This window comes from Acinetobacter sp. 797_lipA, from assembly GCF_058243025.1.
In genome coordinates this window covers 2,954,921-2,978,587 of sequence record NZ_JBZAYQ010000001.1, presented here as the reverse complement: position 1 = coordinate 2,978,587, position 23,667 = coordinate 2,954,921, and the positions used below count along the sequence as shown (strand labels likewise).

Sequence of the window (23,667 nt, the reverse complement as noted above, 5' to 3'; positions counted from 1 at the left end):
CAACTTCAATGATATCGAACTGTGTCAAGGACAATGAAAAGAGAAAAATGCGGGCGGGAAATTTATAAATCGTGTTATTAATAAATTAAATTTTCTAAAAAAATTATGGATGATGACAACTTTTATTTTAGCGCCTGATTCCTTTAAAGAAAGTATGACTGCAGAACAGGCCTGTGCAGCGATGCAGCGCGGAATTCAAAACATAATCCCTGATGCTGTATGTATACATGTGCCCATGGCAGATGGCGGCGAAGGCACAGTCGATGCTTTATTAACATCTTTATCAGGCCAAAAAGTCGAATGTGAGGTAACAGGGCCATTGCCATCACAACGAGTTAAAACGTATTGGGGCTTATTTGATGGCGGGCAAACGGCCGTTATTGAAATGGCCAAAGCCAATGGTATTCATCTGCTTGAGCCCACACAGCGAAACCCACTCCTGACCACAACTTTAGGGACGGGGCAAATGATTCGTCATGCCTTGGAGGCAGGTGTGTCCAAAATCATTCTGGCACTCGGAGGCAGTGTCACCAATGATGCAGGCAGTGGCATGGCACAAGCACTTGGAATAAGGTTTTTAGATGTACAAGGGCGGGAAGTGCCCGTTGGTGGTGGCCATTTACGAGATATTGAACGGGTCGATATGCAAGCTTTAGACCCACGCTTACAAAGGGTTCAAGTTTTGATAGCCTCTGATGTGACTAATCCACTATGTGGTGTGCAAGGCGCTTCGTATGTGTTTGGCCCGCAAAAAGGGGCGAGCGCAGAGATGGTTGAGCAGTTGGATCAAAATTTGAGTCATTTTGCAGATGTGGTGGAAACACAGCTTAATCTACAGATACGTAATGTTGCAGGGGCAGGCGCCGCAGGTGGGCTAGGATTTGGTCTAATGGCTTTTACAGGCGCTCAGCTTCAGTCTGGCGCGACATGGGTGATTGAGCAAACTCAACTGGCGGAGAAAATAAAGCAAGCCGATTATGTCTTTACTGGTGAAGGCAGTATCGACTTCCAAACCAAGTTTGGCAAAACGCCGTGGGCGGTGGCTCAGTTAGCTAAGCAGTTGAATAAACCTGTGATTGTCTTTGCTGGACGTGTCGGAGAGGATGTTGAGGCATTATTTGATGAAGGGTTTAGTCAAATTGTTTCGATCAATGAACCCAACTGCGATTTAGCAATAGCATTGAAAAATGCAGAACAGCATTTGCAAAATAGTTGTGAGGACATCACTCGACTTTTGCTTTTAAAGCATACTGAGTAAGCTTAATTTTAAATTTTTGAGGCAGGAAGCGGTTCGAGCATAAGGTCTGGGTCATAGATCTGAAGGTGTATTTCAGACAGAAATGGATAATCATTGCTGGAGCCTCATATTGACGTCATAGATTTGTTAGACTAGCAGCATCCACGAATTGATGAGTGATTATGAGTTTAGCCAGCCTAATTGATGAATTAAACCCGCAACAAAAACAAGCTGCCACGACTGAGTCGCAACACAGTCTGGTGCTCGCAGGGGCTGGCTGTGGCAAGACGAAAACCATTGTGGCACGAGCTGCATACTTGATTGATCAAGGGATTCCTGCCAACCAAATTCAGATTTTAACCTTTACTCGTCGTTCAGCCAGTGAAATTGTGGCGCGAGTGGAGCTGGCTTTAGGTGAGCAGGCAAAAGGGCTGCGTGCTTCTACTTTTCATACTTTTTGTATGTATCTGCTGCGCCGTGTACCGAAAGCCTTTGGTTTAGAGCAGTTTTCAATTATTGATCGTGATGATCAGCTGATGATGTTCCGTCTGATTCGTGGGAAAGATGACAAGAAAAATCCCAATCAACTACCTAAACCGCAAGAACTGTGTGATCTGTATTCTTTTGCACGAAATACGCGTCAGAAGTTGAGTGATGCCTTAGAAAAGCAGCATCCTGAGCATTTGGGCTTTAAAGATCAAATTGCGGAAATCATGAAAGAGTACGAGACACGTAAGCGTGCGCGTAGCTTTTTAGATTATGACGATATTTTGGCGATCGTGGCCTCAGCACTCGACCAGTCAGAAGGTTTAGCCGACTATGTGGCATCGCTCTGCAAACACATGCTAGTTGATGAAATGCAGGACACCAATCCTTTGCAGTGGGCCTTGCTTGAGCCCCTTAAAGACAAAGTGAGCCTGTTCTGCGTCGGTGATGATGCACAGTCGATTTATGGTTTCCGTGGGGCAGATTTTGAAAATATTCACCATTTTAAAGACCGTGTGCCGAATGCTCAGGTGTTTAAATTGGAGCAAAACTATCGTTCAACCCAAGAAATTTTAGACTTCTCCAATTGGCTGCTCGATCAATCTGAGATTCAATATAACAAACGCCTAGATGCTCATCGGGGTGAGGGCGTGAAGCCTCGCATGCACATTTTCCCAAATGAGTTTGATGAAGCAAAATGGATCGCGATCGACATTAAAGAGCGCCATTACTTACAGGGACAGCGCTGGTCGGATCATATGGTCTTGGTGCGTTCCAGCTTTGCAGCACGGCATATTGAGGCAGCATGTATTGCAGCCAATGTCCCCTATCGCTTTATTGGGGGTATGAAACTGCTTGAAACCGCACATGTGAAAGATTTACTGAGCTTGCTACGCGTGATTGCCAATCCTCTCGATGATATTGCATGGATGCGTTTTCTTACCTTGTGGAATGGGGTGGGAGATGTGGGTGCAAGTCGTCTCGCTCAGCAACTTTTACTAGAGCCTGAGTTTGATTTGATCTTTGATAAATTAGAGAAATTTGGGCGGATTCCAGCTGAAACCTTGTTGATCATGAAGCAAATGACGGTACTGAAACAGGAAGTACAGGCTTGTGTCAGTTTGGGTATTCAAGCGATTGAAGCACAATTGGCAGAAAATTATAAAAAAGACTGGAACCGCCGCCAAGGTGACTTTGAGCTGGTGAAGCAATTGGCTTCTAAACATGCCCAGTTGAGTGAGTTCCTAGAGGAATATGTGCTTGATCCTGTGTCGATTTCTGAAATTGAACGCCAGTCCGATAGCGATGTCGTCACCCTGATTACCATTCACTCGGCCAAAGGTACAGAGCAAAAAGTCTGTTATGTCGTCAATGTCACCCCGGGGCAATATCCGCATGCACGTGCCCAAGGTGATTTTAATGATGTCGAAGAAGAGCGTCGGGTCTTGTATGTGGCACTGACCCGTGCTCAGAATGAGCTGATTTTAACCAAGCAAAATTTAAGTCTGTGGGCGCGAGACGTGATTGATGAGCAAGGGCGCAAAGTCGAAAGTTATTTTTTGAATGATCTGACGCGAAATTTGTGTAGCATGGAAACCCATCATAAGCCTCGTCAGCAAACGGTAAAGAGTGCTTTAATTGAGCGCCAATCGATTAATTTAGATTTTGGGATTAATCTCGATTAAACTAAACAGATTACATTGTGGTATTTGTTGTGCAATGTTCAGAAAGTAGCGTAGGCGATTGCTTTTTGATGATTTTGCCTATTTTTGAAGGTTGTAAGATGAAAATTTTAGTTCGTAATTTAGAGCGTACAGTGGCTGAAGCTGAACTGCTTGAATTATTTAAGCAATATGGCACAGTTGCATCATGTAATTTAATCCTTGATGCAGCAACAGGTAAATCGAAAGGTTTTGCTTTTGTTGAAATGCCGCATGCACGTGAAGCGATTAAAGCCATTAAAGGGCTTAATACACTACGTTTACATGGCACTGGTATTCGCGTCAAACAGGCGGAAGATAAGCCTGAGAAGCCAGAAGCATAAATAAAAAGGAGCAATTGATGCTCCTTTTTTATGGGATAAAATGAAAAAAATCTATCCAGCTTTATCGATTGTTGCGCCGATGGGGCGACAAATTTCTCAAGGAAATAAAACCTTAGAGATCCGTTCTTGGCGACCAGAGCAATGGCCACTCAAAGATTGGATTATTGTGGAAAATAAGCATTATTTAACCCACGAGGACGATGAAGAGTTGGGGTATGCTGTTGCTATGGTTGATGTTGAGTCGATTCACTCATGGAGAGAAGATGAGCTTGATTCGGCGATGGCATCGTATTGGGAAGAGGGGTATTGGGCTTGGGTACTGACAAATGTACGTCCCATGCATATTTCAATGCCTGTCATAGCAAAAAGAAAGATTTATTTTATTGAAATAGATCATGCATAATTTTTATTATGCACTGCTGTATAGAAAGATTACTCTTAGAATTGTTATAAACGCCAAAACTTAGGAACACCCTTCATGACCCGTGTTGCCCGTTACCATGCTGATCGCACTAACCAAAAACTCTACTTTGCTCGACTTTCATGTCAACAAGCAGAACAAATTGATCATGTGCAACAAGCTCAGGCTTACCGTGAGGCTGCTGTGTTTCACTTGCATGGTGCTGTGCTTGCATTTCTACAAGAGTTGGTCCGTTATTACCGCTTAAATGACTTAAACCCAACGTTGAAGTCTATAGAAGAGCATATGGCAGCTAAAGGGCAAGTCTCGCCTGAAGTGACTGTAATGCAACAACTGTCGAAAGAAGGTTTCATTGCCGAGTTAAAACGTGCTTATCGCTTGTGTCAGTATGCGCCAGAGCCGAGTACACCTGAACCTGAGTCAGAAACTTCATCGAATCTGATCATCAAAGTCACTCAAACCCCTCAGGCATGGTTACCCGATACCAAAATTTTACGTGAGTGGCATCGAGACTTAACGGCGTTGATCGATGGCTTTCGGAATGAGATGGTTGAATTCTAAAAGCGATGACCAACGCTTGAAGTTTGAAAATTTGTCCTTATATCAATAAGTCTAAGCGAAGCAAAGTGCAACTGCCTTTGCCACCATGTTGAACATGGAGGAAATATGTCTATAGAACAATTGAAAGAATTATTTGGAAATCAAGAAGCCATTTTAGAATTGGTTCAACTTGAAGGTGGTGAGCTCGCACTACGTAACGCAGGTTCGGAGAGTGCACCTTTAGTCACGATCCAGTTTAATGAAGAGCTCAAAGCATTATTGGGCGACCAGACAACAGTCGTTGCTCAGCAGATGGTGCAAGCGGCTTTATATGGCTTACTTGAAAAACAAGTGGGCGAATGGCAAGCGGAAGTTGTGGATGAAAAGCCACAGTTCTTTAGTTAAGCTGAATAAGAAAAAAACGCACTGAACAGTGCGTTTTTTTGTATCCAGTATTTGTTCCCTAGTGGGTGGGTGCTTGATGATGTGCAATCTGAATTTGATTTAAAATATGATTGCTCATATTTTTCGCCATTTCCTCTTTTGCAAAATAAACTTCACCAATTTGATCGCGGCGAATCACTTCAGCTTCTTCTTTACTTTCTGCACATACCAAAACCTGAATCTCAGGATTGAGGGTTTTGGCAATATCCACGATTTTATGAATATCTAAAATATCCATCGGGGAAAGTACCAGCAGGCGCGCATGTTGAATATGGGCTTGAATCAGTACGCCAGGGTCTGTCGCCATCCCAGAAACAGCCGCAATGCCTTTTTCACGCAGGTTTTCTACAATTTCACGGTTTTCTTCCGCAATCACCACTTTAATGTCTTCGGCCATCAATTGTTTGGTAATTCGACGCCCCACTTCACCATGTCCAACAATTACCACTTGATCACGTAAGTAGTCTTGTGAAACTTCATCAGGTAGCATTGCCAATGGGTCACCACTACGTTCCAGTAAGCGTGCTAGATGCGAGCGCTCACGAATCCAACGTTGTACAGGCTCAATTGCGGAGAACACAAAACTGTTTAAGGTGATGGAGATGAGTGCTCCTGCCAAAATTAGGTTTTGCCCTTCTAGGGACAAGAGTTTAAGTGAAACCCCGAGTGTTGCTAAGATGAAGGAAAACTCACCAATCTGTGCCAGTGACGCACCGACAGTGAGGGCAGTATTGATGGGGTAGCGGAAAAAGAGCACTAGTGCCATGGCCGCAATGGTTTTGCCGACCATAATAATCGCAACGACAGCAAGCACATGCACAGGTTGTTCCACTAAGATGCGTGGGTCAAATAACATGCCCACTGCAACAAAGAACAAAATGGCAAAAATTTCACGTAGTGGGAGAGTTTCTTCTTCGGCACGATGGCTAAAGTCAGACTCTTTAACGACCATCCCGGCAAAGAAAGCGCCCAGTGCCATGGAAACACCGAAAATTTTGTACGCCCCAAAGGCGATGGAGACCGCAGCAGCCACCACGGTTAAGGTAAACAGTTCACGCGAACCAAGGCGAGCGACAAATTGCATGATCATTGGAACAAGACGTTTCCCGATGATCAGCATAAAAGCGATGAAGCCTACAACTTTAAGTAAGGTGATGCCTAAGGTAAGCCAAATGTTGTCATCAGCACCGCCTGCAAGGGCTTCTCCACCGAGTAGCGCTGCTGTTGCAGGTAAGAGTACCAGTACCAAGACCATGACCAGATCTTCAACCAAGAGCCAACCTACAGCAATTTTACCGTTGACCGAATTGACTAGACCACGGTCTCCCAGTGCTTTGAGTAATACCACTGTACTGGCACAAGACAGGCTTAAGCCGAAGACTAAGGCAGAGCCAAAACTCCACCCCCAGATCATACTGACGCCTATTCCGAGCAGGGTCGCGACAGCAATCTGTAAAATGGCACCAGGCAGTGCAATGCGTCGAACTTGTAATAAGTCATTGAGGGAAAAATGCATGCCCACACCAAACATGAGGAACATGACCCCAAGTTCAGCCAATTGGTTCGCCAGATGAATGTCCGCGACAATACCAGGGGTATTGGGACTAATAATGATACCCGCAATCAGATAACCAATCAGCGGGGGAAGGCGTAAGCGTACGGCAAGATAGCCGAAAATGAGCGCAAGCCCAAAACCGACAGCAAGTAATATAATGAGATCTACGTCATGAGGCACTAAAAACTCCTTAAGCAAAAGTTAAGGGTGAAAAAGAAGCAAAGCACAAAAGGTGCCAAAAGAGATTAAAAGTTTAACAAGTCGAACGAAAAAAAAGCAAAAAAAACGACCTAAAGCAGGTCGTTTTTTCCAAAAAACTAAAATTATTTAATTTTAGCTTCTTTGAAGATTACGTGTTGACGGATTTTTGGATCAAATTTTTTGATTTCCATTTTTTCCGGCATAGTACGTTTGTTCTTAGTTGTGGTATAGAAATAACCTGTACCAGCAGTAGAAACTAGGCGAATTTTATCACGCATGGTTCAGACTCCTTAGATCTTTTGACCTTGAGCACGTAGGTCAGCAACAACCTTCTCGATACCCAATTTGTCGATAATACGCATACCTTTTGTAGTTAGACGAAGACGTACGAAACGTTTTTCGCTTTCTAACCAGAAACGGTGGTGATGCAGGTTCGGCTCGAACCGGCGTTTGGTTTTGTTATTGGCGTGCGAGACGTTGTTGCCAACGACTGGACGCTTGCCGGTAACTTGGCAAACCTTAGACATGGTGAACTCCATTGCTAGACAGCACCGATTGTGCGCTAGTTATTAAGTAAACGGATGAAATCATTCAAGGGGCGTTTTATACCAAAAATGCGCTTAAAAGACAAGCGATTTTCATTAAAACTAGGCATGAACCCGTGCGATAGGTCATGCCTTGATCATTTAGCGAAGAAGGGTCTTTGAAATCAACTTGTGAATTGGTTTGTTAAACGGTGGGAGAATGAATTTCAAGCTATATAACTTGGGATTCGACATCACTGACCGTTCATGCGACAAACTGAAGAAACCTTCTGGACCATGATATTTCCCCATACCTGATGCACCAACGCCACCAAATGGTAAATCGTCTTGTGCGACATGAGTCAAAACCGTGTTTTGTCCGAAATGCCCTGAATGAGTACGCTGTGCGACATAATCTGCACGCGCCTGATCAAAGTCGAAGTAGTATAAAGCAAGTGGACGCGGACGGCTATTAATAAACTCGATAACATCGTCTATTTGATCATATTCCATGATCGGCAGCAGTGGCCCAAAGATTTCCTCTTGCATAATACGCATGTCAGGCGTGACCCCTGTTAATAGTGTAGGGGGCACTTTGCGTGTATCGGAGAAGGTTTCATGGGCTGGGTTGACCTCAACCACCTGTGCACCGTGCTCACGCGCATTTTCGAGATAACCTTGTAAGCGGTTGTATTGGCGGTCATTAATAATCGAGGTGTAATCTGGATTATGCAGAATGTCGGGATACATCTCTTCCACACACTCGCGGAAGTGCTCAATGAACTCGGCAGTTTTACCTTTAGGTAAGAACATATAGTCAGGTGCAACGCAGGTTTGACCTGCATTCCACAGTTTCCCTGCAGCTATACGCTGCGCAACATCCCTTAAATGAATAGAAGGATGTACTAATACTGGTGATTTTCCGCCAAGTTCGAGGATCAGTGGAACGAGGTTCTCTGCGGCAGCAGACATGACGGTTTTACCGACATTGGTTGAACCTGTGAAAATCAGTTTGTCAAAAGCCAAACGACAAAAGGCATCCGAGATCGCGCCACCGCCATTGGTCACGGAAACTAACTCTTGAGGAAAGGCTTCAGAGAGCGCTTTTTCAAGGATGCGACCAAAGTTGCCTGATGAACTAGAAATCTTGATCATGGCATGGTTGCCTGCCGCCAAAGCACAAATCAGGGGGCCAATCGAGAGTAATAAAGGATAGTTCCATGGGGTAATAATGCCGATCACACCTAAAGGTTGATATTGCACCCATGCTTTAGCTGGCTGGTGAATGATGGAAACGTGACGTTTCGAGGGTTTCATCCACGTGGTTAAATGCTTGCTATAATATTTGATGTGTTCAAGGCAGGTGAGTAATTCCCCAATTTTGGTTTCACTGGTGGAACGGTTGCCGTAGTCTTGATTAATTGCCTCTGCAAATTGATCTTGATACTTAACTAAGATACGCTTAAGTCGTGCCAAACGGTCAATACGCTCTTTTGCGGTTGGCAATGGATAACGTAAATAAGCGTGCTTTTGCTGTTCAAGCACATCATGTAGGTGCTGAATATCATAAGAATGTGGTGTCAATGAAGTTGTTTTTGTTTGACTGTTCATGCCGCACTACCATTTCAAATTTCAATTTATGTTTAATTTTTAGAGTAATTACTCTAATTAGTCAAGTTACTTTATGTGTTAGTCTTCTAATGCACTGAATGAATGGTTATTTTAGGATGTCTCAAACTAAAACGTTGAAAACCAAAGAACGTATTTTGCAACTCAGTTTGCAGCTTTTTAACGAGCGTGGAGAACGTTCTGTTACGACCAATCATATTGCCGCTGAATTGAATATGAGTCCGGGCAATTTGTATTATCACTTTCGCAATAAAAGTGAAATTATCAAAGAGCTCATGGAACAGTATCAAGGCGAAACGCTACAGATGCTGGCTTTGCCAGATGACCGTCTGTTAGATGCCAATGATAAAATTCGTTATTTTCAGGTGCTGAGCAGCCAGTTATGGGCTTATCGGTTTTTACACCGTGATGTCTATCATTTGGTTGAAAACAATGAAGACTTTCGCAAGATGTATCCGCGTTTTGCAGGGCAAGTGATGCAACAAGGGCAAAAAATTTATCAGGCCTTTGTTGATGCAGGTCTGATGCAAATGACGTCGTCAGAAATTGAAGCTCTGATTATCAATTTATGGATTGTACTGACCAACTGGACCAACTTCCTTTATATGTCGGGTCATATCACTGACTCCAATACATTAGAAGAAAAGTGGGTTTGGCAGGCACTCCGTCAAATGGTGTTCTTAGAAGGGGCTTATTTGCGTGGTGAAAGTCGTGAGACGTATGAGCGCTTGTTGGATACGATGGGGCCATCTGAACTGTTTTCGAGCTTGGCGTCATTTAAATCGGATGATAAGCCATAAGGTGTTTTGACAGCTGAGTAAAAAGCGCTAGAATACTCGGCTTGATTTTCATTTTACTGATTTAAACTGATATGAATATGACAACTGCTAACACGGCACGTTTACTGATTACTTGTGAAGATAAGCCAGGGATCGTGCAAGCTGTATCGAGCTTTTTGTATCATCAAGGCGCGAATATTACTGCGCTTGATCAATACGCGACTGAAGCTCAGGGCGGACGTTACTTTATGCGTGTTGAGTTTGAACTAGATAATTTACAGTCTCGTAAAGAAAGCATTACTCAAACTTTTGCTGCAAATGTAGCAGAGCGTTATGAAATGCAATGGCGTTTGGCGCTGGTCAGCGACGTGAAAAAAGTCGGGATTTTGGTGTCTAAAGTAGACCACGCCTTACTTGAGCTATTGTGGCGTCATGCGCGTGGTGGTTTGCCGTGCGAAATTACCAAAGTGATTTCTAACCATGAAACTTTACGTGAAGCGGTTGAGAACTTTGGCATTCCGTTTGAAGTTGTCCCTGTAACGAAGGACAATAAACGCGAAGCTTATGCTGAAATTGATGAATTAATGCAAGGCAATGATTTATTGGTACTTGCGCGTTATATGCAAATTCTAGATGAAGCATTTGTCGAGAAGTGGGAAATGAAAGTGATCAACATTCACCATTCTTTCTTACCTGCTTTTGTTGGCGCAAACCCATATAAGCAAGCGCATGAAAAAGGTGTAAAACTCATTGGTGCAACTGCGCACTATGTCACTGCGGATCTGGATCAAGGTCCGATCATTGAGCAGGATGTAGAGCGTGTGAACCATGACTTTACGGTTGATCAATTACGTGAATTGGGTCAGGATGTTGAACGTAATGTCTTGGCACGTGCAGTGAAGTGGCACTTAGAAGACCGTATTATTGTTGATGGTAACAAAACAGTCGTTTTCCAATAAAAAATTGGTTGCAAGCAAGATTGAAAAAGGCATACATTAAGTATGCCTTTTTTGTTTGGGTATGATTAGAAAAAACCATAAAAAGTGACAAATTAATAGTTGCAAATGAAAACACTTCTCATTTATCATTGCGCTACTTTATTGTACTAACCGATAAGCGTTATAGTGGAAACCAACCCAGTGGCCACTCCGCTTAAATTAGGTCACCGATTTTAATGAGTTCAACAGTTATTTCTCCTATGCAGACTCCCAACCCGATGAAAAAGAAAGTTCTTGCTGCTTTGATCGCGGTTGTCGTGGGCCATATGGGCGTATTGTGGGCAGTGAACCACATGAAAGCTCCTGAACTCAAACCGATTGAAAAAGAACCCTTGAAGGTTCGTTTCGTTAAAATTCAAGAACCACCAAAACCGCTACCGCCTAAGCCGAAAGAAGAACCGAAAAAGGAACCGACTAAGCCGAAGGAAGTGAAGATTGTGGAAAAACCACAACCGACTCCACCGAAAAAGGTAGAAAAGGTTCAACAAGTTAAAAAAGCAGAAGTGGTTAAACCGGTTGTTAAACCAACCGAAACTCCAGTAAAACCGACAGTCACCACGACGATTACAGAGAAAAAAGTCGAAAAACCTGTCGTGCAACCAGAGCAAGCGAAACCTGTTACTCAGGCTGCACCAGCTGATACTTCACCGAAGTCGGTGTCGATTGGTGGTTCAGGTGTGCAATGGAGCCGCTCTCCAAAACCAGTTTATAGTAATCAAGATTTACAAGGTGAAAACCGTCGAGTCGTGGTGCTGATTGAGGCGAATGAAAAAGGGTCGATTGTGAATGCCCGTATTACGCGCTCAAGTGGTGTGCCTGCTTTAGATGAAAAGATTTTAAGAGCTGTCAAAGGCGCTAAATTTAAACCTTATAAAGAAAATGGTGTGGCTTATCCAATTCGGGCTGAGCAACCATTTGATTTAGAATTGAATACAAAACGCTAACTTTATCAGGAGTTCGAGTATGAACTTTTCAGTTTATTGGCAACATGCTGATGCAGTCAGTAAGACACTGTATTTCATCTTGTTGGCAATGTCGATTGCAACGTGGACCATCTTTGTTTTACGTATCATGGGTACACGTCAATTGAAACAACAAGCTTATGCTCAACTTTCACAAGCTTTAGCTAAGTTAAAATCAAAGTTTGCTGTATTGAACTTTGAACAACGTAAAGCCGTTGCAGAACAAGCACTTCTTCGTCAAATTTCTGCTGAAAAAGCGAATGCGGAAAAAGGTGTTTCAGTTCTAGGTACGATTGCATCGCTTGCACCGTTCGTGGGTTTGTTCGGTACAGTATGGGGGATTTTCCATGCCCTTGTTGCGGTTGGCAAAAGTGGTCAAGCGGGCTTAGCGCAAGTTGCAACCCCTGTAGGTGAAGCATTGATCATGACGGGTTTAGGTTTGGCCGTCGCGATTCCTGCGGTGTTAGCGTATAACATCTGTGCGCGTGTAAACCGTACTTTGGCACATGAGCTTCAAGACCAAGCACACGGCTTGCTCATTGATACTATGTTGCAACAAGACTCAGCACCTGCGGCAGTAGAAAGTAAAACGACTCAACAAGGTTTAGTTGGAGATCAAGCTTAATGGCTTTTCAATTGGGTGACGATAACGATGCTGGCATGAATGAGATGAACCTCATTCCGCTGATCGATATTATGCTGGTTTTGATGATCATCTTCTTGGTGACAGCGACCGTTGCCAACCCATCAATTCCATTAACTTTACCAAAAACCACGGCTGATATTGTAGATCCCCCACCTAAAGCCATTACGGTGAGCATTAATGCAAAAGGCGAAGTGGCTTGGGATAATCAAGTGATTAGCTTGGAAGAACTACAAACGCGTTTTAATGAAGCGGGTGAGTTGGAAACCAAGCCAACGGTTCAACTTCGTGCAGATAAAGAATCTCGTTACGATATGGTCGCACAAGTCATGTCTCGTGCGAGTGAAGCTGGACTGGCGGATATTGCTTTCGTCAGCGATAACTAAGTGTCTTGTCCTGAAATAGATTGACAGTATTCCACTTCAAACCGAGTTAAGCAATTAGCTCGGTTTTAGTTTGCTCATACATCTGATTCGGGGTGTTCATATTTAAACTTAAATGTGGTCTATAGCAATTATAAATCATGATAGATTCCGTAATTAAGTGATCTAACTCCTTCATGGTTTGACATCGTGTAGTTAAAAACTCCTGCTTTAATATTCCATTAATCCGCTCTGCTAATGCATTTTGATATGAGAAACACTGTTTCGCAAGGTATCCATCTGTCATGGAAGGACATATCCCATAATGGCGCAATGCCGATTGATATAGCTCAGAGCAATACTGAGAGCCTCTGTCTGAATGATGAATCATCCTAGTCGCTCGATCCGTCACATGCTGCATCGCCATATGTAGAGCCTGCATAACATTCTCCGCACGCATATCATTCGATAACTTATAACCTTTAATCTGACGGGTATAAGCATCTGTCACCAATGATAAATAATGTACGCCTTCAGCACTCTCAACATAAGTAATATCACTAACAAAGACTTCGTTGGCTTGCACTGCTGAATAATCCTTTAATAAATTTGGATGCTTCTTCATCCAATGCTTGCTATCCGTAGTTTTTGTATAGCGACGCTTGGGGCGAATCAATAAATTATGCTCTTTCAATATTTTAAATAACTGATCCCGTCCACACTTTAAACCACGCTGCAACAATTTGCCTTTAATAAGCCAATACAACTTACGTGTTCCGATACTTGGCATGAGACAACGATATTCCATAACCAACTCAAGTATTTGTTCAGTTGCTTGTGCAGTCATTTGAGCACGTTTTTCTGCTTGATAATAAGCTTGTCGGGTGATTCCCAACCACTGACAATAACGTGAAACGCTTAGTCCTCTTTGGCTTTGCCAATCTTTGAAACGTGCTCGGTATACTTTTTTCCAAGATCAGTCCCACATTCTTTATCAATGTGATAAATCACATCCTGAATAAATTCAGTTTTAAGCTTTTCTGCGGCTAACTGCTTTTCTAATTGGCGGATTCGTTGTTGGGGTGTTAATTGGCGTTTAGAAGAAGGCGGCATATTCGAAGTCCAGTCCTGTTGTCCGTGCTTGCGTAACCATACCAGCACAGTTGATCTTCCTTGAATACCATATTTTGCCTGAGCTTGTTTATAAGTAATTTGCCCTTTTTCTACTTCATGTACAACCATCATTTTAAAGGCAAAGCTATAATCACCTTGTGTACGTTTAACTCTTTGTTCTCGTTCATGTTCCATAAAATAAGCCTCTTAAAGGTGTAAACTTATTTCAGGACGGGACAAAGTTGATGTTAAAAAAAGCGACTCTTGAAGTCGCTTTTTTTTTATAGTTAATTCTTGAATTATTTGTTGTCTTTCAATAAAGCCTGAAACTTAGAGCGCAGCTTCATCAGTTTTGGCGGAATGGCAAAGTTGCAATAGCCTTGAGAAGGGTTACGAGCGTAAAAGTTCTGGTGATAGTCTTCAGCCGAATAGAACGTTGGTACAGGACTGAGTTCGGTCACAATGTCGAGACCTTCTGCCTTTAAGTCGTTAATCGCTTGCTCTGCATCAGCACGCTGCGCATCATTAAAATAATAAATGACTGAACGATACTGGGTGCCGATATCATTGCCTTGACGGTTGAGTGTTGTCGGATCATGAGTGGCAAAAAATACATCGAGCAGCTGAGCATAGCTGATTTGAGTTTCATCAAAATCAATTAAAATAACTTCGGCGTGGTTGGTATCGCCACGACAAATATCTTCATACGTCGGGTTATCGGTATCTCCACCTGCATAACCACTGGTCACTTTATGTATGCCCTGAAGCTCTAAATAAACCGCTTCTACACACCAAAAACATCCACCACCAAAGAGTGCTTGTTGCATTTTAAAATCCTAATTGTGTTTATATCTGTTTATATAAGGGCTGATTGGTTCAGTACAATGTTGTCTGTTACAGATTAAAAAAGCCTGTGATTACAGGCTTTTTATAGAAACAATTTAACGTGGTTGAATGGCAGAGCCAAACTGTAGCAGCAAGTTACCATGTCGATCGAGTAGTTTCAGTGTTTTACCAAACACTTGGTAATGCGTCACTTTTGCCAGCGCTTCTTGGAACTGTTGCGGGACAGCACTGTTATTGATACAGGCCATTCGGGTGGTTGCGAGCTGGCTCAAGGTGAGCGTATCGCGTCCGACGGTATAGCTGCCCATAATGCGGTTACAGCCATCTGCACCACTAATGCGGTTATCGGCTGAAAACTGAAGGCTTGGAATATTACGTTCATTGGGTGCTGTTTTAATTTCGGTATTGCCCATTTGCGTCAAAATCCAAGTCCGCTGCTGGAGCTGTTGAATGTTGGCCATTTCAATGGTATCCGCTGGAGGTGGTGTCGTTTGGCAGCCAGTTATGATTAAGCTACTCGCTAAAAGACTGCTTGCAATCAGTTTTTTTAACATGGGATCAGACTCTTATTGTGATGTATCGTCTGAACTATCAAAGCAAATTTTGTCGCTGATTGCCAGTTTTAACTTGCAGCTTCTCGTTGCAGACCTTAGCGAGTTTGGTCAACGGGTAGGCCCTGACGAATGAGCTGTGAATACTCAGGACTGGTTAACTCTGTTTCTTTGCTTACACGTGGGTTGATATAGGCTTTTTGATACCATGTTTTCATATCCCACTGTGGACTAATTGCGCCTAAGTCATACAGATAATTCGGCAAATAACCTGAAGCTAAAATACGATAGTCGGTTGGTAAAGCGTCATGTGAAACGGCTTGAACCATATCAAACACCAAGGTGGTGCAATTACTGGTGAGGGTGTTATACCACTTAGGATGCTTGGCGAGCTCGTCTGCCTTATGTAAATACTCTATAAACAGTGCTTTACTTTCAGCCTGTCCGAGGCGAACAGGAAAGAAATAGACTTGTTCATGACGAATATTGCTGCGGGTATACACAATATCATGCTCATCTGAGGCCACTAAACTCAGCTCATATTTTCTAAAAAAACCACCAATCGCTGAAAATTCTTCATTTTTCTCTTTGCGAATTTCAATGGAAAAGGTCAGCGGTGCGGTATTGGCAAAATCAAAACTGACCAAAGTATGTGCAATTTGCGGCCCCATCCAGTATGAGGTAATGATATTGACCCCAGTGATTTGATTCAGATTGAAAGAGCGGGTATCCCAATGTTCAGTATAGGAGCCGTCAGGGTGCCATGTGAAATTGCGGACATTATGAAGGGTGACATGGTCGCCTTGTTTTTCATAATGCAAGATTTTTGCTACTTCAGGTTGCCAGTCGCGGTCTTGGCGAGCATCTAAACTAAAATACCAAGACAAAGCCAGTAAAAAGCCAAGGAGATAAAGGATGATATCGAGGCGACGACCAAAAAAGCTTTGGGTGATATAGATGCCCAAAATGCTGAGCGCAAAAGCAATCCAGATTCCAATAAAAAGACGGCTGACCAACCAGCCCAAAGGCTCTTGAATCCACAATGCAAAACACAGCCAAATTGAACTCAACAAGACAAAAATACTAAACAGGGTGTGGAGTAATCCAAAGCCCAGTGTCCGCCAAAATTCTATTTTGATCATGTTGTGCATCGTGCTTTTAGCAAAAAGAGTATGCTTTATTTTTGATAGGTTGCGAACTCAAAAGCAATTCCAGTTTTGTCATCAATATGTTGTTCTGACGCGACTTTTTTGAATGCTGCTGGAATGGCAGGGTAATGCGCATCACCTTGCACATCGAGTTCAACATGCGTGAGTTCTAAACGGTCCGCAATGTCGATGGTCTGTTTAAAAATTTCACCGCCACCAATGATAAAAATACTGTCAGGTTTTTCTGAAGCTTGAACATCGGCAACAGCTTGCGCTAAAGCTTCTTCGATGCTGTAAGCCACCTTTGTACCGTCAAAAGTCCAAGAAGTGTCGCGAGTAATGACCCAATTGACACGCTTGGGTAAAGTACGGCCCATCGATTCCAGTGTTTTACGGCCCATAATGACCACACCACCTTGGGTGATGGCTTTGAAGTGTTTTAGATCGGCTGAAATATGCCAAGGTAGGTCATTGCCTTTACCTATACAGCGTTGCTGATCCATTGCGACTACATGTACAACTTCTAAGTTTTGAAAGGCCATAACGCGCTCAAATGTTGGGTCATATTTCTTACTCTTCCTCAAGGAGAGGAAGAATATCTATTAGTAAACCTTAATCCCGCTGATTCAATGCGAGATTGAATTGGACTTGATCTACTTTAAACAGCAACAGGTGCTTTAATCCCTGGATGTGATTCATAACCTACGATTTCGATATCTTCAAATTTAAAGTCGAAAATATCTTTAACCGCAGGATTAAGTTTCAGTTGGCAAAGCCCTAAAGGTTCACGGCTTAACTGAAGCTTCGCTTGCTCAAAATGGTTGGCATATAAATGCGTATCACCACCCGTCCAGACAAAGTCGCCCACACCTAAACCGCACACTTGCGCGATCATATGGGTGAGTAGCGCATAACTGGCAATATTAAAAGGCACACCTAAAAATACATCGGCACTGCGCTGATAGAGCTGACAAGACAGTTTGCCGTTATGAACAAAGAACTGGAAAAGGGTGTGGCACGGAGGAAGGGCGACTTGCCCAGCTTCTTGTGGATTCCAACCCGATACAATCAGACGACGTGAGTTTGGATTGGTTTTAATTTCATTGACTAACCAAGCAATTTGGTCAAAACCATCTTTTTCATACAAACCGTCGGCTTTTTTGGTTGCACCGAAATTACGCCATTGATGACCATACACAGGCCCCAGTTCACCTTCTGGGCGACCAAAACGCGCAGTTTGTTCTGCGGTTGACCATTCGTCCCAAATACTGACTTTATTGTCCTGTAAATATTGCACATTGGTATCGCCTTTTAAGAACCACAACAGTTCAATCACGATTGAACGAAAGTGCACTTTTTTAGTGGTTAATAAAGGGAAGCCTTGAGAAAGATCAAAGCGCATTTGATGACCAAATACTGAGCGCGTACCTGTACCAGTACGGTCGCCTTTATCACCGCCGTGATCGAGGATGTGTTGTAGCAGGTCTAAATACGTTTTCATAAAACTCTCAAATAAACACTTTGGGGGAACAGACCTCTTAATAGAAGTGCCTGTTCTTTCCACTCTAAATTATAAAATCTGTGGATGATTATACTGAATTGTGCCTTATTGCGCACCCAAGATTAATGGCTCAGGTAAGATGATTGATCATATAAAAGTTATGTGAAAGCTATTACAGAGAACCAGAATAAAGTGGTTTTGTGCAGGATTTAAACTGGAATGATTGAGTTGTATCGGATCTAAATAAGCAGCCGTTTAGATGGGCAATCCATTCCATATCTAAGGACTTCATTAGCCAATGGTGAAACATTTGAGCTTAAGGCGAAAAAGGACTTGGGTGAGGATTAAATTTTTTTAGTTAATTTAGGTTTCAAAAAGTACAGAGAAAAGAAAACTTTAGAAAGGTTGTGTTGCATTTTGAAAAAAAATATTACATTTACGACATGAAAGTTCAATGCTGAGCGGTTAGTATTTCGAACTCGAAATGTTGCACAGCCCTAATGATTGGGAGGAGAGTTGGTTTTAGTATGCCTTATGATCAAAACGTAAATATGAATGACGTCTATGCGCCTGCGCAAACCAATATCATAATACGTTCTCAGTCAGAGCGAAATGTCACCGCTTCGGATATTTTAAGCTCGAAGCAGGCACGAGAAAGGGCCATTAGTAACCATCAGCGTGTGGATCTTGAAAAATTTACAGGTTTCTTAAGAAATATTACCCGTCAAACCAGCACCCAAAAATGTGCTAAAAGTATTCGCATTGGCTTAGAGTCCGCGGGTGCGCGCTTCAAAAACCATCCTGTGGCTGCGGCGGATTGGGGTAAGACCTTAACTAGCATTGGTTATCGTAAAATCAATTTATCTTTTGATCAGCCTAAAAAAGGCGATATTTATATTATCGACCGTACTGCAAAGAACCGTTATGGACATATTGCCGCTTATTCAGGCAATGGCTGGGTTTCTGATTTTAAACAAAGTGGTTATGCGGTTTACCGTAACCAAAATGTGAACTACAGCTATTATCGAATGGATTAAGCAGATGTTGACGGGATGTAGAGCAACTCCGCATCCTAATTAAACTCTTTTTTCACGCTGTGCGTGAATCGATACTAAAAATAAACCAATTCCACTAAAGCCGATACACTGAAGCGCCAGCGCAATTTTATCTTGCGGGGGTAGATAGCCCAGCAAACAAATCAGGGCAATTAGGGGTAGAAAAATAACCAAACGCGAAAAGCCTTCCCGATACGGATTGTCCTGAGCAATCTTCAATTGCACACCGCGTAGCGGATGCGTTGCAATGCCAATCACTAGACTCAAACCAATAAAAATCGCGCCAAGCTGTTGAACTTGTGCTGCCATAAAAATCATCACGCAAGTCGCAATACAAACGATGAGTTTAATTTGACGGCTACAGCGTTCAGAATACCAAAAGTTCAACATGGTTTATTTGGACTCAGGCTGAGTATTGTTATGCAAAAGAGATAGGGGGGAAAATAGGCAAATCCCCAGCGCCATAAAACCAATCCCTTGTGCACCTGGAATCAGCAGCTCACCATCTTTAATATTCATAAAAATCAGCGCCAAGAGTAGGGCAATAGGAATCCAAGTCAGTAGACGATACAGAAAGCCTGTAGGGTTCTTGGCCGCAAAGTGAATTTTGCAGTAACGACAAATCAGAAAAACAATCCCAGTACCCAAGAACATTAAAATGGCATTGAGGCTCAGGGGTTCCATCCAATACAACACACCTGTTACAACAGCAATTGCAATAAAAATAAGTAATTTTTTAAGAATAGAAATTGAGGGATTAAACCAAAATTCGAGCATGGGAGTGATGTATTTAAAAACCAAACATATGTCACTTTAGCATAATTTGGCCCTAAAAAAGGGGGCAATGAAGCCCCCAATATTTAATCCGTTCATCGGATTAGCCATTATTCTTTTTTGGACCCCAATCATAGATTTTCTTTTGATAGGCATACCACATCATCCACGCACCGACCAGAATCATTGGTAGACTGAGGAATTGACCTTTACTCATCCATGCAATGAACAGCTGTCCGTTGTCAGGCTCACGGAAGAACTCGACGATGAAGCGGGCCATACCATAACCGATCAGGAATAACGCTGAAACCGCCATACGAGGACGTGGCTTTGAACTGAACCACCACAGTACGATGAATAACAATAACCCTTCAAAAAAGGCCTGATAGAGCTGAGAAGGATGGCGAATTAGCTGTAGCGGATCCGTTGGGAAAATCATACCCAGTGCAAAGTTTGGGTCTGCAACAGGGCGACCGTAAAGCTCTCCGCCAATGAAGTTACCAATACGACCAAACATGAGCCCTGTAGGCACACATGGCGCAATAAAGTCGAGGGTTTGAAACCAAGTCATTTTGTATTTCTTGCACCAAAACAGCATGGCAAGCATTACACCCAAGAAGCCGCCGTGGAAACTCATTCCACCTGTCCAGACTTGGAATAGCCAAATAGGGTTGGCAAGGAATTGCTCAAAGCCATAAAAAAAGACGTAACCGACACGACCACCAATAACCACACCTAGAGCGCCATAAAAGATCAAATCGGAGACCATATCCGGTGTCCAACCTCGTTCTTTCGCGCGGTAGCTTGCAAGTCCCCAAGCAAACAAAAAGGCCAATAAATACATCAGTCCGTACCAATGGACTTGTAAAGGGCCAAGTGCTATTGCGACGGGGTCAATATTTGGATAGGTCAGCATGCATATTCCTAGTCATTATGTTTTGAACAGATTTTAGCTGAAAGAGATGAAAAATGTTGTACATTCAATGTGTAAAGATGATGAGTATCGTTTATGTGTATTGTGGCAATAGCATGGCAGGTCTTGGATGAGATGCCATTGTGTTTGATTTCAAATCGAGATGAGTTCTATCAGCGCCCTTCGAGCCATTTAAAGCAATGGGAAAATAGTCCGATTATTGCAGGGCAAGATTTGCAGTCTGGGGGCACATGGATGGGTATAACGCCAACAGGACGTTGGGCCGTCTTAACCAACTTTCGCGATGGAGGGGATCAAACCAGCTATCCAACGTCTCGTGGACATTTGATTCAATCCTTTTTAGAGTCTGAACAAACCCCGATTCGTTTTGCTCAGGACTTAGAGAAAAAACAATGTGACTATGCGGGTTTTAATCTTTTTATGGGGGATCGGCATCAGGCGGTCTATATGAGCAATCGTGGTGAAGCACCACAGGTTCTTCCGAAAGGCGTGTATGTGGTGTCGAATGGTTTGATGACCGAACATTGGGAAAAAACCAAACATTTACGTAAGCGCTTTACTCAAGAGTTCCTACCGATGTTGCAACAATCTAATATCTTAAAAAGCGAGTTAGAGAAGACAGCTTGGGATATTTTGGAGGATGAACGCAAGATTATTTCAGACCTGTTGCCACAAACTGGAATCAGTCAGGATATGGAAGAATTACTGTCTTCGACCTTTATTCAAAGCCCTATTTATGGGACACGTTGTTCTAACTTCCTGCGCATGACCCATGAACAATGGTCTTGGCTTGAAAAGCAGCAGCAGGGCGAGTTTAAAGGGAAAATCACGGAACAGGCGGTATTCTTTAAACCATAAAAAATGCCGACTTATGTCGGCATTTTTTTATGAGTGTGTTACTTAAGAGGCTTTGGTTTCAGTCTTTTTCTTTTCTACTGATGGCATCAAGTCTGCTGTTAAATAACCGACACTTGCACTATATCCATTGTTGTAATTTGCTAAAGTTGCTGCTTTTAAGTCCTCAGATAAGCTCTTCATGTCACCCGCATGTTGGAAGTTACTCATGATATAAGTCCAACCATTCACTGAGTCTACTGCATGTAAACCAGTCGATTCTGCACCTGCAGGGGTTGAGAGTAAACGTACAGGATCTGCTTCGGTATCCACGTTATAAGCCCATAAGAAGTTATTTGGATGGTTACCACTGTCTTCACCAATGAATAGGGTGCGTAGTGTTTCAGAGAACTTCAAATTGTCAGGGCTTGCAATTTTATCTGGATTTGCTGTGTTACCTAAGCTATCCACTGTGATGTCCTCACCCATCAATAGCATTTTCGATTGATACGGAATCCACTCGCTGTTGATAGGTTGACCATCGGTTGTGCTCTGTCCTGCTGTTAAATCATGTGCCAACACGCCACCTGCAGTGATTTTCTTCGTGAATGAAACATTGTGTGCGGCAACCCAAGCTGCATTGTCTTTGATCATTGAATCTTGGATATTTGCTAAAGCAGAATACGCAACTTTGTCTTTAATGTTGATGGTGGTCCCTTCCATCTTCGTGAAGGCCATGCTGCCACCTTTGAGTGCTGCGTAGCGGTGGGTTTCAAGGAAGGCTGCTGCTTTTTCCATACCTGGTTTTACTTTTACCCAAAGTTTCTTCTTGGCCAAAATAATTTCGGTATATGATGCGTCATTTGGATTAGTTGTTAAGCTTTCCATGATGTCGCTAGGTTGGATATTGTCAATATTAACCATTTTTTCAATTTCTTGACTAGTTGCATGACCTAGCTCAATCCATTTGATTTGTCCTGTACTGCTCTCTGTCAGTTCAGATACATATTTAGCGACATAAAGTTTACCTGCTGACAAATCTTTTGCGACATCGGCAATGAACATAAAGAAGCCACCGTTGGTGTAGTCATCACCCATAATTACGGTACGGTTATCGGGCATGACATGTACCAGTTCATGCGAAATACGGCCCATACAGAAGTGTTTAATAATACTACCACTGCCGTCTTTATTTACGATCACTTCAGGTAAATGACCATAGTTATATGGTTTAGCTGCTGCCTCATCACCAAAGAAGTTTTTGCTGATTCCTTTTGGACTTGGTCCACCAATGCCTTGTTCAAATGCATCAGGTTCATATTCTTCACTAGATAAATGTGTGTTCCACGGTGACATGCTTGCACCACAGGTAATCCATAAACCATGAACAGCGGAGGTATCGACATTAAAGTATTTTTTAAGCTCTAAATGACCTGTGGTTTGGTTCTGGTCTAATGTCAAAATTGCAATTGGGGAGGGTAAGTTGCCATACTCGCTCGCGCCTGCTAGGTTTTGTGAGGCATATTCAAATTGCACCACATGGAATACTGGGTTATTCACACCTTCGACTTGAGCACCGTCTAAATGAATAAGCGAGGAGCCATCTGGACAGTCTGAAAAGAATTGGCGTGGCGACGTTGGAACAGATGTATCCATAATTGGGTCGCCGTTGGCGTTAAAATATCCCCCAGCAATAATTTCACCACCGCCCCATTTAGGCACAGTATTGCCTGTTTCAAAAAAGCTTTTATAGCCAAGTTGATACTCTGAACTGGTTGAGTCATCCCAGTCGATTTTGAGTTTCGAACTGACTGATGTTTTAGCACGGTCTGCAATTGCAATAGGCGCTGCCATCGCTGTAAATGTTGCAGTTTTTAAATTTGCAGGTTTTGTCACAGGTGGTGTTACCGCTGTGTCATTGTCACTATCATTACAACCGCTCAATGCTGCTGCAGTAGTCATTGCCCCAAGCGGTAAAAAAGGGATTCCCGCAAACCATTTTAGAAGATCACGACGACTTGGCTGATTTGTTGTGGCTGTCATAGTAAGTCCATATCAATAATTGTAAGTAAGTCGAGCTAGATTG

The 23,667-nt window shown here is 42.9% G+C and carries 27 protein-coding genes; 13 read left to right on the top strand and 14 right to left on the bottom strand.

The features are described 5' to 3' along the window. Positions 1-109 precede the first annotated feature (109 nt). The 6 genes from AC4CU2_RS14760 to AC4CU2_RS14735 all read left to right on the top strand — a co-directional run bounded on the left by AC4CU2_RS14760 (position 110) and on the right by AC4CU2_RS14735 (position 5,133). Positions 110-1,258, top strand: a complete 1,149-nt coding sequence (locus AC4CU2_RS14760; RefSeq protein WP_224216787.1) for a glycerate kinase family protein — start codon at positions 110-112, stop codon at positions 1,256-1,258. Positions 1,259-1,419: 161 nt separating this feature from the next. Next, positions 1,420-3,408, top strand: coding sequence for an ATP-dependent helicase (locus AC4CU2_RS14755; RefSeq protein ID WP_490769018.1), 1,989 nt, complete (start codon positions 1,420-1,422; stop codon positions 3,406-3,408). A 98-nt stretch (positions 3,409-3,506) separates the two neighbouring features. Then, the gene (locus AC4CU2_RS14750; protein ID WP_004692489.1) at positions 3,507-3,767 is read left to right on the top strand and encodes an RNA recognition motif domain-containing protein; all 261 of its coding nucleotides are present in this window, start codon (positions 3,507-3,509) and stop codon (positions 3,765-3,767) included. A gap of 40 nt (positions 3,768-3,807) precedes the next feature. Then, a complete protein-coding gene (locus tag AC4CU2_RS14745) occupies positions 3,808-4,170 on the top strand; it encodes an ASCH domain-containing protein (protein WP_490751932.1) in 363 nt (120 codons plus the stop codon). A gap of 75 nt (positions 4,171-4,245) precedes the next feature. Next, positions 4,246-4,749 carry a DUF6586 family protein gene (locus tag AC4CU2_RS14740; RefSeq protein ID WP_004692488.1) on the top strand — a complete coding sequence of 168 codons (504 nt, stop codon included), beginning with the start codon at positions 4,246-4,248 and terminating at the stop codon, positions 4,747-4,749. A gap of 105 nt (positions 4,750-4,854) precedes the next feature. Then, positions 4,855-5,133 (top strand): hypothetical protein, encoded by a 279-nt coding sequence (locus tag AC4CU2_RS14735; protein WP_004692486.1) that lies wholly within the window; start codon positions 4,855-4,857, stop codon positions 5,131-5,133. A 58-nt stretch (positions 5,134-5,191) separates the two neighbouring features. On the opposite strand, the gene AC4CU2_RS14730 is transcribed toward AC4CU2_RS14735, so the two are convergent. The 4 genes from AC4CU2_RS14730 to AC4CU2_RS14715 all read right to left on the bottom strand — a co-directional run bounded on the left by AC4CU2_RS14730 (position 5,192) and on the right by AC4CU2_RS14715 (position 9,063). After that, the gene (locus AC4CU2_RS14730; RefSeq protein ID WP_490751933.1) at positions 5,192-6,907 is read right to left on the bottom strand and encodes a cation:proton antiporter; all 1,716 of its coding nucleotides are present in this window, start codon (positions 6,905-6,907) and stop codon (positions 5,192-5,194) included. 143 nt (positions 6,908-7,050) lie between these two features. Beyond that, positions 7,051-7,206, bottom strand: a complete 156-nt coding sequence (rpmG, locus tag AC4CU2_RS14725; RefSeq protein ID WP_003654787.1) for a 50S ribosomal protein L33 — start codon at positions 7,204-7,206, stop codon at positions 7,051-7,053. Between the two features lie 12 nt (positions 7,207-7,218). Further along, positions 7,219-7,455 carry a 50S ribosomal protein L28 gene (gene rpmB / locus AC4CU2_RS14720; protein WP_000048256.1) on the bottom strand — a complete coding sequence of 79 codons (237 nt, stop codon included), beginning with the start codon at positions 7,453-7,455 and terminating at the stop codon, positions 7,219-7,221. 159 nt (positions 7,456-7,614) lie between these two features. Further along, positions 7,615-9,063 (bottom strand): coniferyl aldehyde dehydrogenase, encoded by a 1,449-nt coding sequence (locus AC4CU2_RS14715; RefSeq protein WP_005400843.1) that lies wholly within the window; start codon positions 9,061-9,063, stop codon positions 7,615-7,617. Between the two features lie 116 nt (positions 9,064-9,179). Here AC4CU2_RS14715 and AC4CU2_RS14710 point away from each other — a divergent pair, with 116 nt between their 5' ends. The 5 genes from AC4CU2_RS14710 to AC4CU2_RS14690 all read left to right on the top strand — a co-directional run bounded on the left by AC4CU2_RS14710 (position 9,180) and on the right by AC4CU2_RS14690 (position 12,849). Then, a complete protein-coding gene (locus tag AC4CU2_RS14710; RefSeq protein WP_005400842.1) occupies positions 9,180-9,881 on the top strand; it encodes a TetR/AcrR family transcriptional regulator in 702 nt (233 codons plus the stop codon). 71 nt (positions 9,882-9,952) lie between these two features. Further along, complete coding sequence (gene purU, locus AC4CU2_RS14705; RefSeq protein ID WP_004692478.1) at positions 9,953-10,819, top strand: formyltetrahydrofolate deformylase; 867 nt, start codon at positions 9,953-9,955, stop codon at positions 10,817-10,819. A gap of 215 nt (positions 10,820-11,034) precedes the next feature. Beyond that, on the top strand, positions 11,035-11,802 hold the full coding sequence (locus tag AC4CU2_RS14700; protein WP_004692476.1) for an energy transducer TonB: 768 nt from the start codon (positions 11,035-11,037) through the stop codon (positions 11,800-11,802). Positions 11,803-11,821: 19 nt separating this feature from the next. Beyond that, the gene (locus tag AC4CU2_RS14695) at positions 11,822-12,445 is read left to right on the top strand and encodes a MotA/TolQ/ExbB proton channel family protein (RefSeq protein ID WP_490769017.1); all 624 of its coding nucleotides are present in this window, start codon (positions 11,822-11,824) and stop codon (positions 12,443-12,445) included. Then, complete coding sequence (locus AC4CU2_RS14690) at positions 12,445-12,849, top strand: ExbD/TolR family protein (protein WP_004692473.1); 405 nt, start codon at positions 12,445-12,447, stop codon at positions 12,847-12,849. Before AC4CU2_RS14695 ends, AC4CU2_RS14690 begins: the two co-directional genes overlap by 1 nt. Positions 12,850-12,895: 46 nt before the next feature. Here the strand turns inward: AC4CU2_RS14690 and AC4CU2_RS14685 are convergent. From AC4CU2_RS14685 to thyA, 6 genes are all read right to left on the bottom strand, one after another. Then, positions 12,896-14,133 (bottom strand): IS3 family transposase gene (locus AC4CU2_RS14685; RefSeq protein WP_115613876.1). Its coding sequence is split into 2 segments (ribosomal slippage): positions 12,896-13,797 and positions 13,797-14,133, totalling 1,239 coding nucleotides; the frame shifts between segments, so codons are not numbered across the junction. Between the two features lie 104 nt (positions 14,134-14,237). Continuing rightward, complete coding sequence (gene msrA, locus AC4CU2_RS14680; RefSeq protein ID WP_490769016.1) at positions 14,238-14,765, bottom strand: peptide-methionine (S)-S-oxide reductase MsrA; 528 nt, start codon at positions 14,763-14,765, stop codon at positions 14,238-14,240. A gap of 114 nt (positions 14,766-14,879) precedes the next feature. Continuing rightward, a complete protein-coding gene (locus AC4CU2_RS14675) occupies positions 14,880-15,338 on the bottom strand; it encodes an META domain-containing protein (protein ID WP_201953557.1) in 459 nt (152 codons plus the stop codon). A 95-nt stretch (positions 15,339-15,433) separates the two neighbouring features. Then, positions 15,434-16,486 carry an Lnb N-terminal periplasmic domain-containing protein gene (locus AC4CU2_RS14670; protein ID WP_490769015.1) on the bottom strand — a complete coding sequence of 351 codons (1,053 nt, stop codon included), beginning with the start codon at positions 16,484-16,486 and terminating at the stop codon, positions 15,434-15,436. Positions 16,487-16,512: 26 nt separating this feature from the next. After that, positions 16,513-17,025 (bottom strand): dihydrofolate reductase, encoded by a 513-nt coding sequence (locus AC4CU2_RS14665; protein ID WP_168157990.1) that lies wholly within the window; start codon positions 17,023-17,025, stop codon positions 16,513-16,515. 116 nt (positions 17,026-17,141) lie between these two features. Continuing rightward, positions 17,142-17,984, bottom strand: a complete 843-nt coding sequence (gene thyA / locus AC4CU2_RS14660) for a thymidylate synthase (protein WP_005400836.1) — start codon at positions 17,982-17,984, stop codon at positions 17,142-17,144. Between the two features lie 527 nt (positions 17,985-18,511). Here thyA and AC4CU2_RS14655 point away from each other — a divergent pair. Continuing rightward, entirely contained in the window at positions 18,512-19,021 is a 510-nt protein-coding gene (locus AC4CU2_RS14655) for a CHAP domain-containing protein (protein ID WP_336956429.1), read from the top strand. A gap of 39 nt (positions 19,022-19,060) precedes the next feature. Here AC4CU2_RS14655 and AC4CU2_RS14650 read toward each other — a convergent pair whose 3' ends face one another. The 3 genes from AC4CU2_RS14650 to lgt all read right to left on the bottom strand — a co-directional run bounded on the left by AC4CU2_RS14650 (position 19,061) and on the right by lgt (position 20,729). Beyond that, positions 19,061-19,429, bottom strand: coding sequence for a hypothetical protein (locus tag AC4CU2_RS14650; protein ID WP_490769013.1), 369 nt, complete (start codon positions 19,427-19,429; stop codon positions 19,061-19,063). Positions 19,430-19,432: 3 nt separating this feature from the next. After that, the gene (locus AC4CU2_RS14645) at positions 19,433-19,816 is read right to left on the bottom strand and encodes an AzlD domain-containing protein (RefSeq protein ID WP_004979018.1); all 384 of its coding nucleotides are present in this window, start codon (positions 19,814-19,816) and stop codon (positions 19,433-19,435) included. 100 nt (positions 19,817-19,916) lie between these two features. Further along, entirely contained in the window at positions 19,917-20,729 is an 813-nt protein-coding gene (gene lgt, locus AC4CU2_RS14640; RefSeq protein WP_490769012.1) for a prolipoprotein diacylglyceryl transferase, read from the bottom strand. Positions 20,730-20,822: 93 nt separating this feature from the next. On the opposite strand from lgt, the gene AC4CU2_RS14635 reads away from it, so the two are divergent. Further along, positions 20,823-21,605, top strand: a complete 783-nt coding sequence (locus tag AC4CU2_RS14635) for an NRDE family protein (RefSeq protein ID WP_490769011.1) — start codon at positions 20,823-20,825, stop codon at positions 21,603-21,605. Positions 21,606-21,647: 42 nt separating this feature from the next. Here the strand turns inward: AC4CU2_RS14635 and AC4CU2_RS14630 are convergent, their stop codons facing one another. Further along, positions 21,648-23,624 carry a PhoX family protein gene (locus AC4CU2_RS14630; protein WP_224216778.1) on the bottom strand — a complete coding sequence of 659 codons (1,977 nt, stop codon included), beginning with the start codon at positions 23,622-23,624 and terminating at the stop codon, positions 21,648-21,650. Positions 23,625-23,667: the final 43 nt, after the last annotated feature.

What these genes read in the sequence shown, in the direction of transcription:
- AC4CU2_RS14760 (WP_224216787.1), top strand. Translation starts at nt 110, where the DNA reads ATGATGACAACTTTTATTTTAGCGCCTGATTCCTTTAAAGAAAGTATG.
- AC4CU2_RS14755 (WP_490769018.1), top strand. Translation starts at nt 1,420, where the DNA reads ATGAGTTTAGCCAGCCTAATTGATGAATTAAACCCGCAACAAAAACAA.
- AC4CU2_RS14750 (WP_004692489.1), top strand. Translation starts at nt 3,507, where the DNA reads ATGAAAATTTTAGTTCGTAATTTAGAGCGTACAGTGGCTGAAGCTGAA.
- AC4CU2_RS14745 (WP_490751932.1), top strand. Translation starts at nt 3,808, where the DNA reads ATGAAAAAAATCTATCCAGCTTTATCGATTGTTGCGCCGATGGGGCGA.
- AC4CU2_RS14740 (WP_004692488.1), top strand. Translation starts at nt 4,246, where the DNA reads ATGACCCGTGTTGCCCGTTACCATGCTGATCGCACTAACCAAAAACTC.
- AC4CU2_RS14735 (WP_004692486.1), top strand. Translation starts at nt 4,855, where the DNA reads ATGTCTATAGAACAATTGAAAGAATTATTTGGAAATCAAGAAGCCATT.
- rpmG (WP_003654787.1), bottom strand. Translation starts at nt 7,206, where the DNA reads ATGCGTGATAAAATTCGCCTAGTTTCTACTGCTGGTACAGGTTATTTC.
- rpmB (WP_000048256.1), bottom strand. Translation starts at nt 7,455, where the DNA reads ATGTCTAAGGTTTGCCAAGTTACCGGCAAGCGTCCAGTCGTTGGCAAC.
- AC4CU2_RS14715 (WP_005400843.1), bottom strand. Translation starts at nt 9,063, where the DNA reads ATGAACAGTCAAACAAAAACAACTTCATTGACACCACATTCTTATGAT.
- AC4CU2_RS14710 (WP_005400842.1), top strand. Translation starts at nt 9,180, where the DNA reads ATGTCTCAAACTAAAACGTTGAAAACCAAAGAACGTATTTTGCAACTC.
- purU (WP_004692478.1), top strand. Translation starts at nt 9,953, where the DNA reads ATGAATATGACAACTGCTAACACGGCACGTTTACTGATTACTTGTGAA.
- AC4CU2_RS14700 (WP_004692476.1), top strand. Translation starts at nt 11,035, where the DNA reads ATGAGTTCAACAGTTATTTCTCCTATGCAGACTCCCAACCCGATGAAA.
- AC4CU2_RS14695 (WP_490769017.1), top strand. Translation starts at nt 11,822, where the DNA reads ATGAACTTTTCAGTTTATTGGCAACATGCTGATGCAGTCAGTAAGACA.
- AC4CU2_RS14690 (WP_004692473.1), top strand. Translation starts at nt 12,445, where the DNA reads ATGGCTTTTCAATTGGGTGACGATAACGATGCTGGCATGAATGAGATG.
- msrA (WP_490769016.1), bottom strand. Translation starts at nt 14,765, where the DNA reads ATGCAACAAGCACTCTTTGGTGGTGGATGTTTTTGGTGTGTAGAAGCG.
- AC4CU2_RS14675 (WP_201953557.1), bottom strand. Translation starts at nt 15,338, where the DNA reads ATGTTAAAAAAACTGATTGCAAGCAGTCTTTTAGCGAGTAGCTTAATC.
- AC4CU2_RS14670 (WP_490769015.1), bottom strand. Translation starts at nt 16,486, where the DNA reads ATGCACAACATGATCAAAATAGAATTTTGGCGGACACTGGGCTTTGGA.
- AC4CU2_RS14665 (WP_168157990.1), bottom strand. Translation starts at nt 17,025, where the DNA reads ATGGCCTTTCAAAACTTAGAAGTTGTACATGTAGTCGCAATGGATCAG.
- thyA (WP_005400836.1), bottom strand. Translation starts at nt 17,984, where the DNA reads ATGAAAACGTATTTAGACCTGCTACAACACATCCTCGATCACGGCGGT.
- AC4CU2_RS14655 (WP_336956429.1), top strand. Translation starts at nt 18,512, where the DNA reads ATGCCTTATGATCAAAACGTAAATATGAATGACGTCTATGCGCCTGCG.
- AC4CU2_RS14650 (WP_490769013.1), bottom strand. Translation starts at nt 19,429, where the DNA reads ATGTTGAACTTTTGGTATTCTGAACGCTGTAGCCGTCAAATTAAACTC.
- AC4CU2_RS14645 (WP_004979018.1), bottom strand. Translation starts at nt 19,816, where the DNA reads ATGCTCGAATTTTGGTTTAATCCCTCAATTTCTATTCTTAAAAAATTA.
- lgt (WP_490769012.1), bottom strand. Translation starts at nt 20,729, where the DNA reads ATGCTGACCTATCCAAATATTGACCCCGTCGCAATAGCACTTGGCCCT.
- AC4CU2_RS14635 (WP_490769011.1), top strand. Translation starts at nt 20,823, where the DNA reads ATGTGTATTGTGGCAATAGCATGGCAGGTCTTGGATGAGATGCCATTG.
- AC4CU2_RS14630 (WP_224216778.1), bottom strand. Translation starts at nt 23,624, where the DNA reads ATGACAGCCACAACAAATCAGCCAAGTCGTCGTGATCTTCTAAAATGG.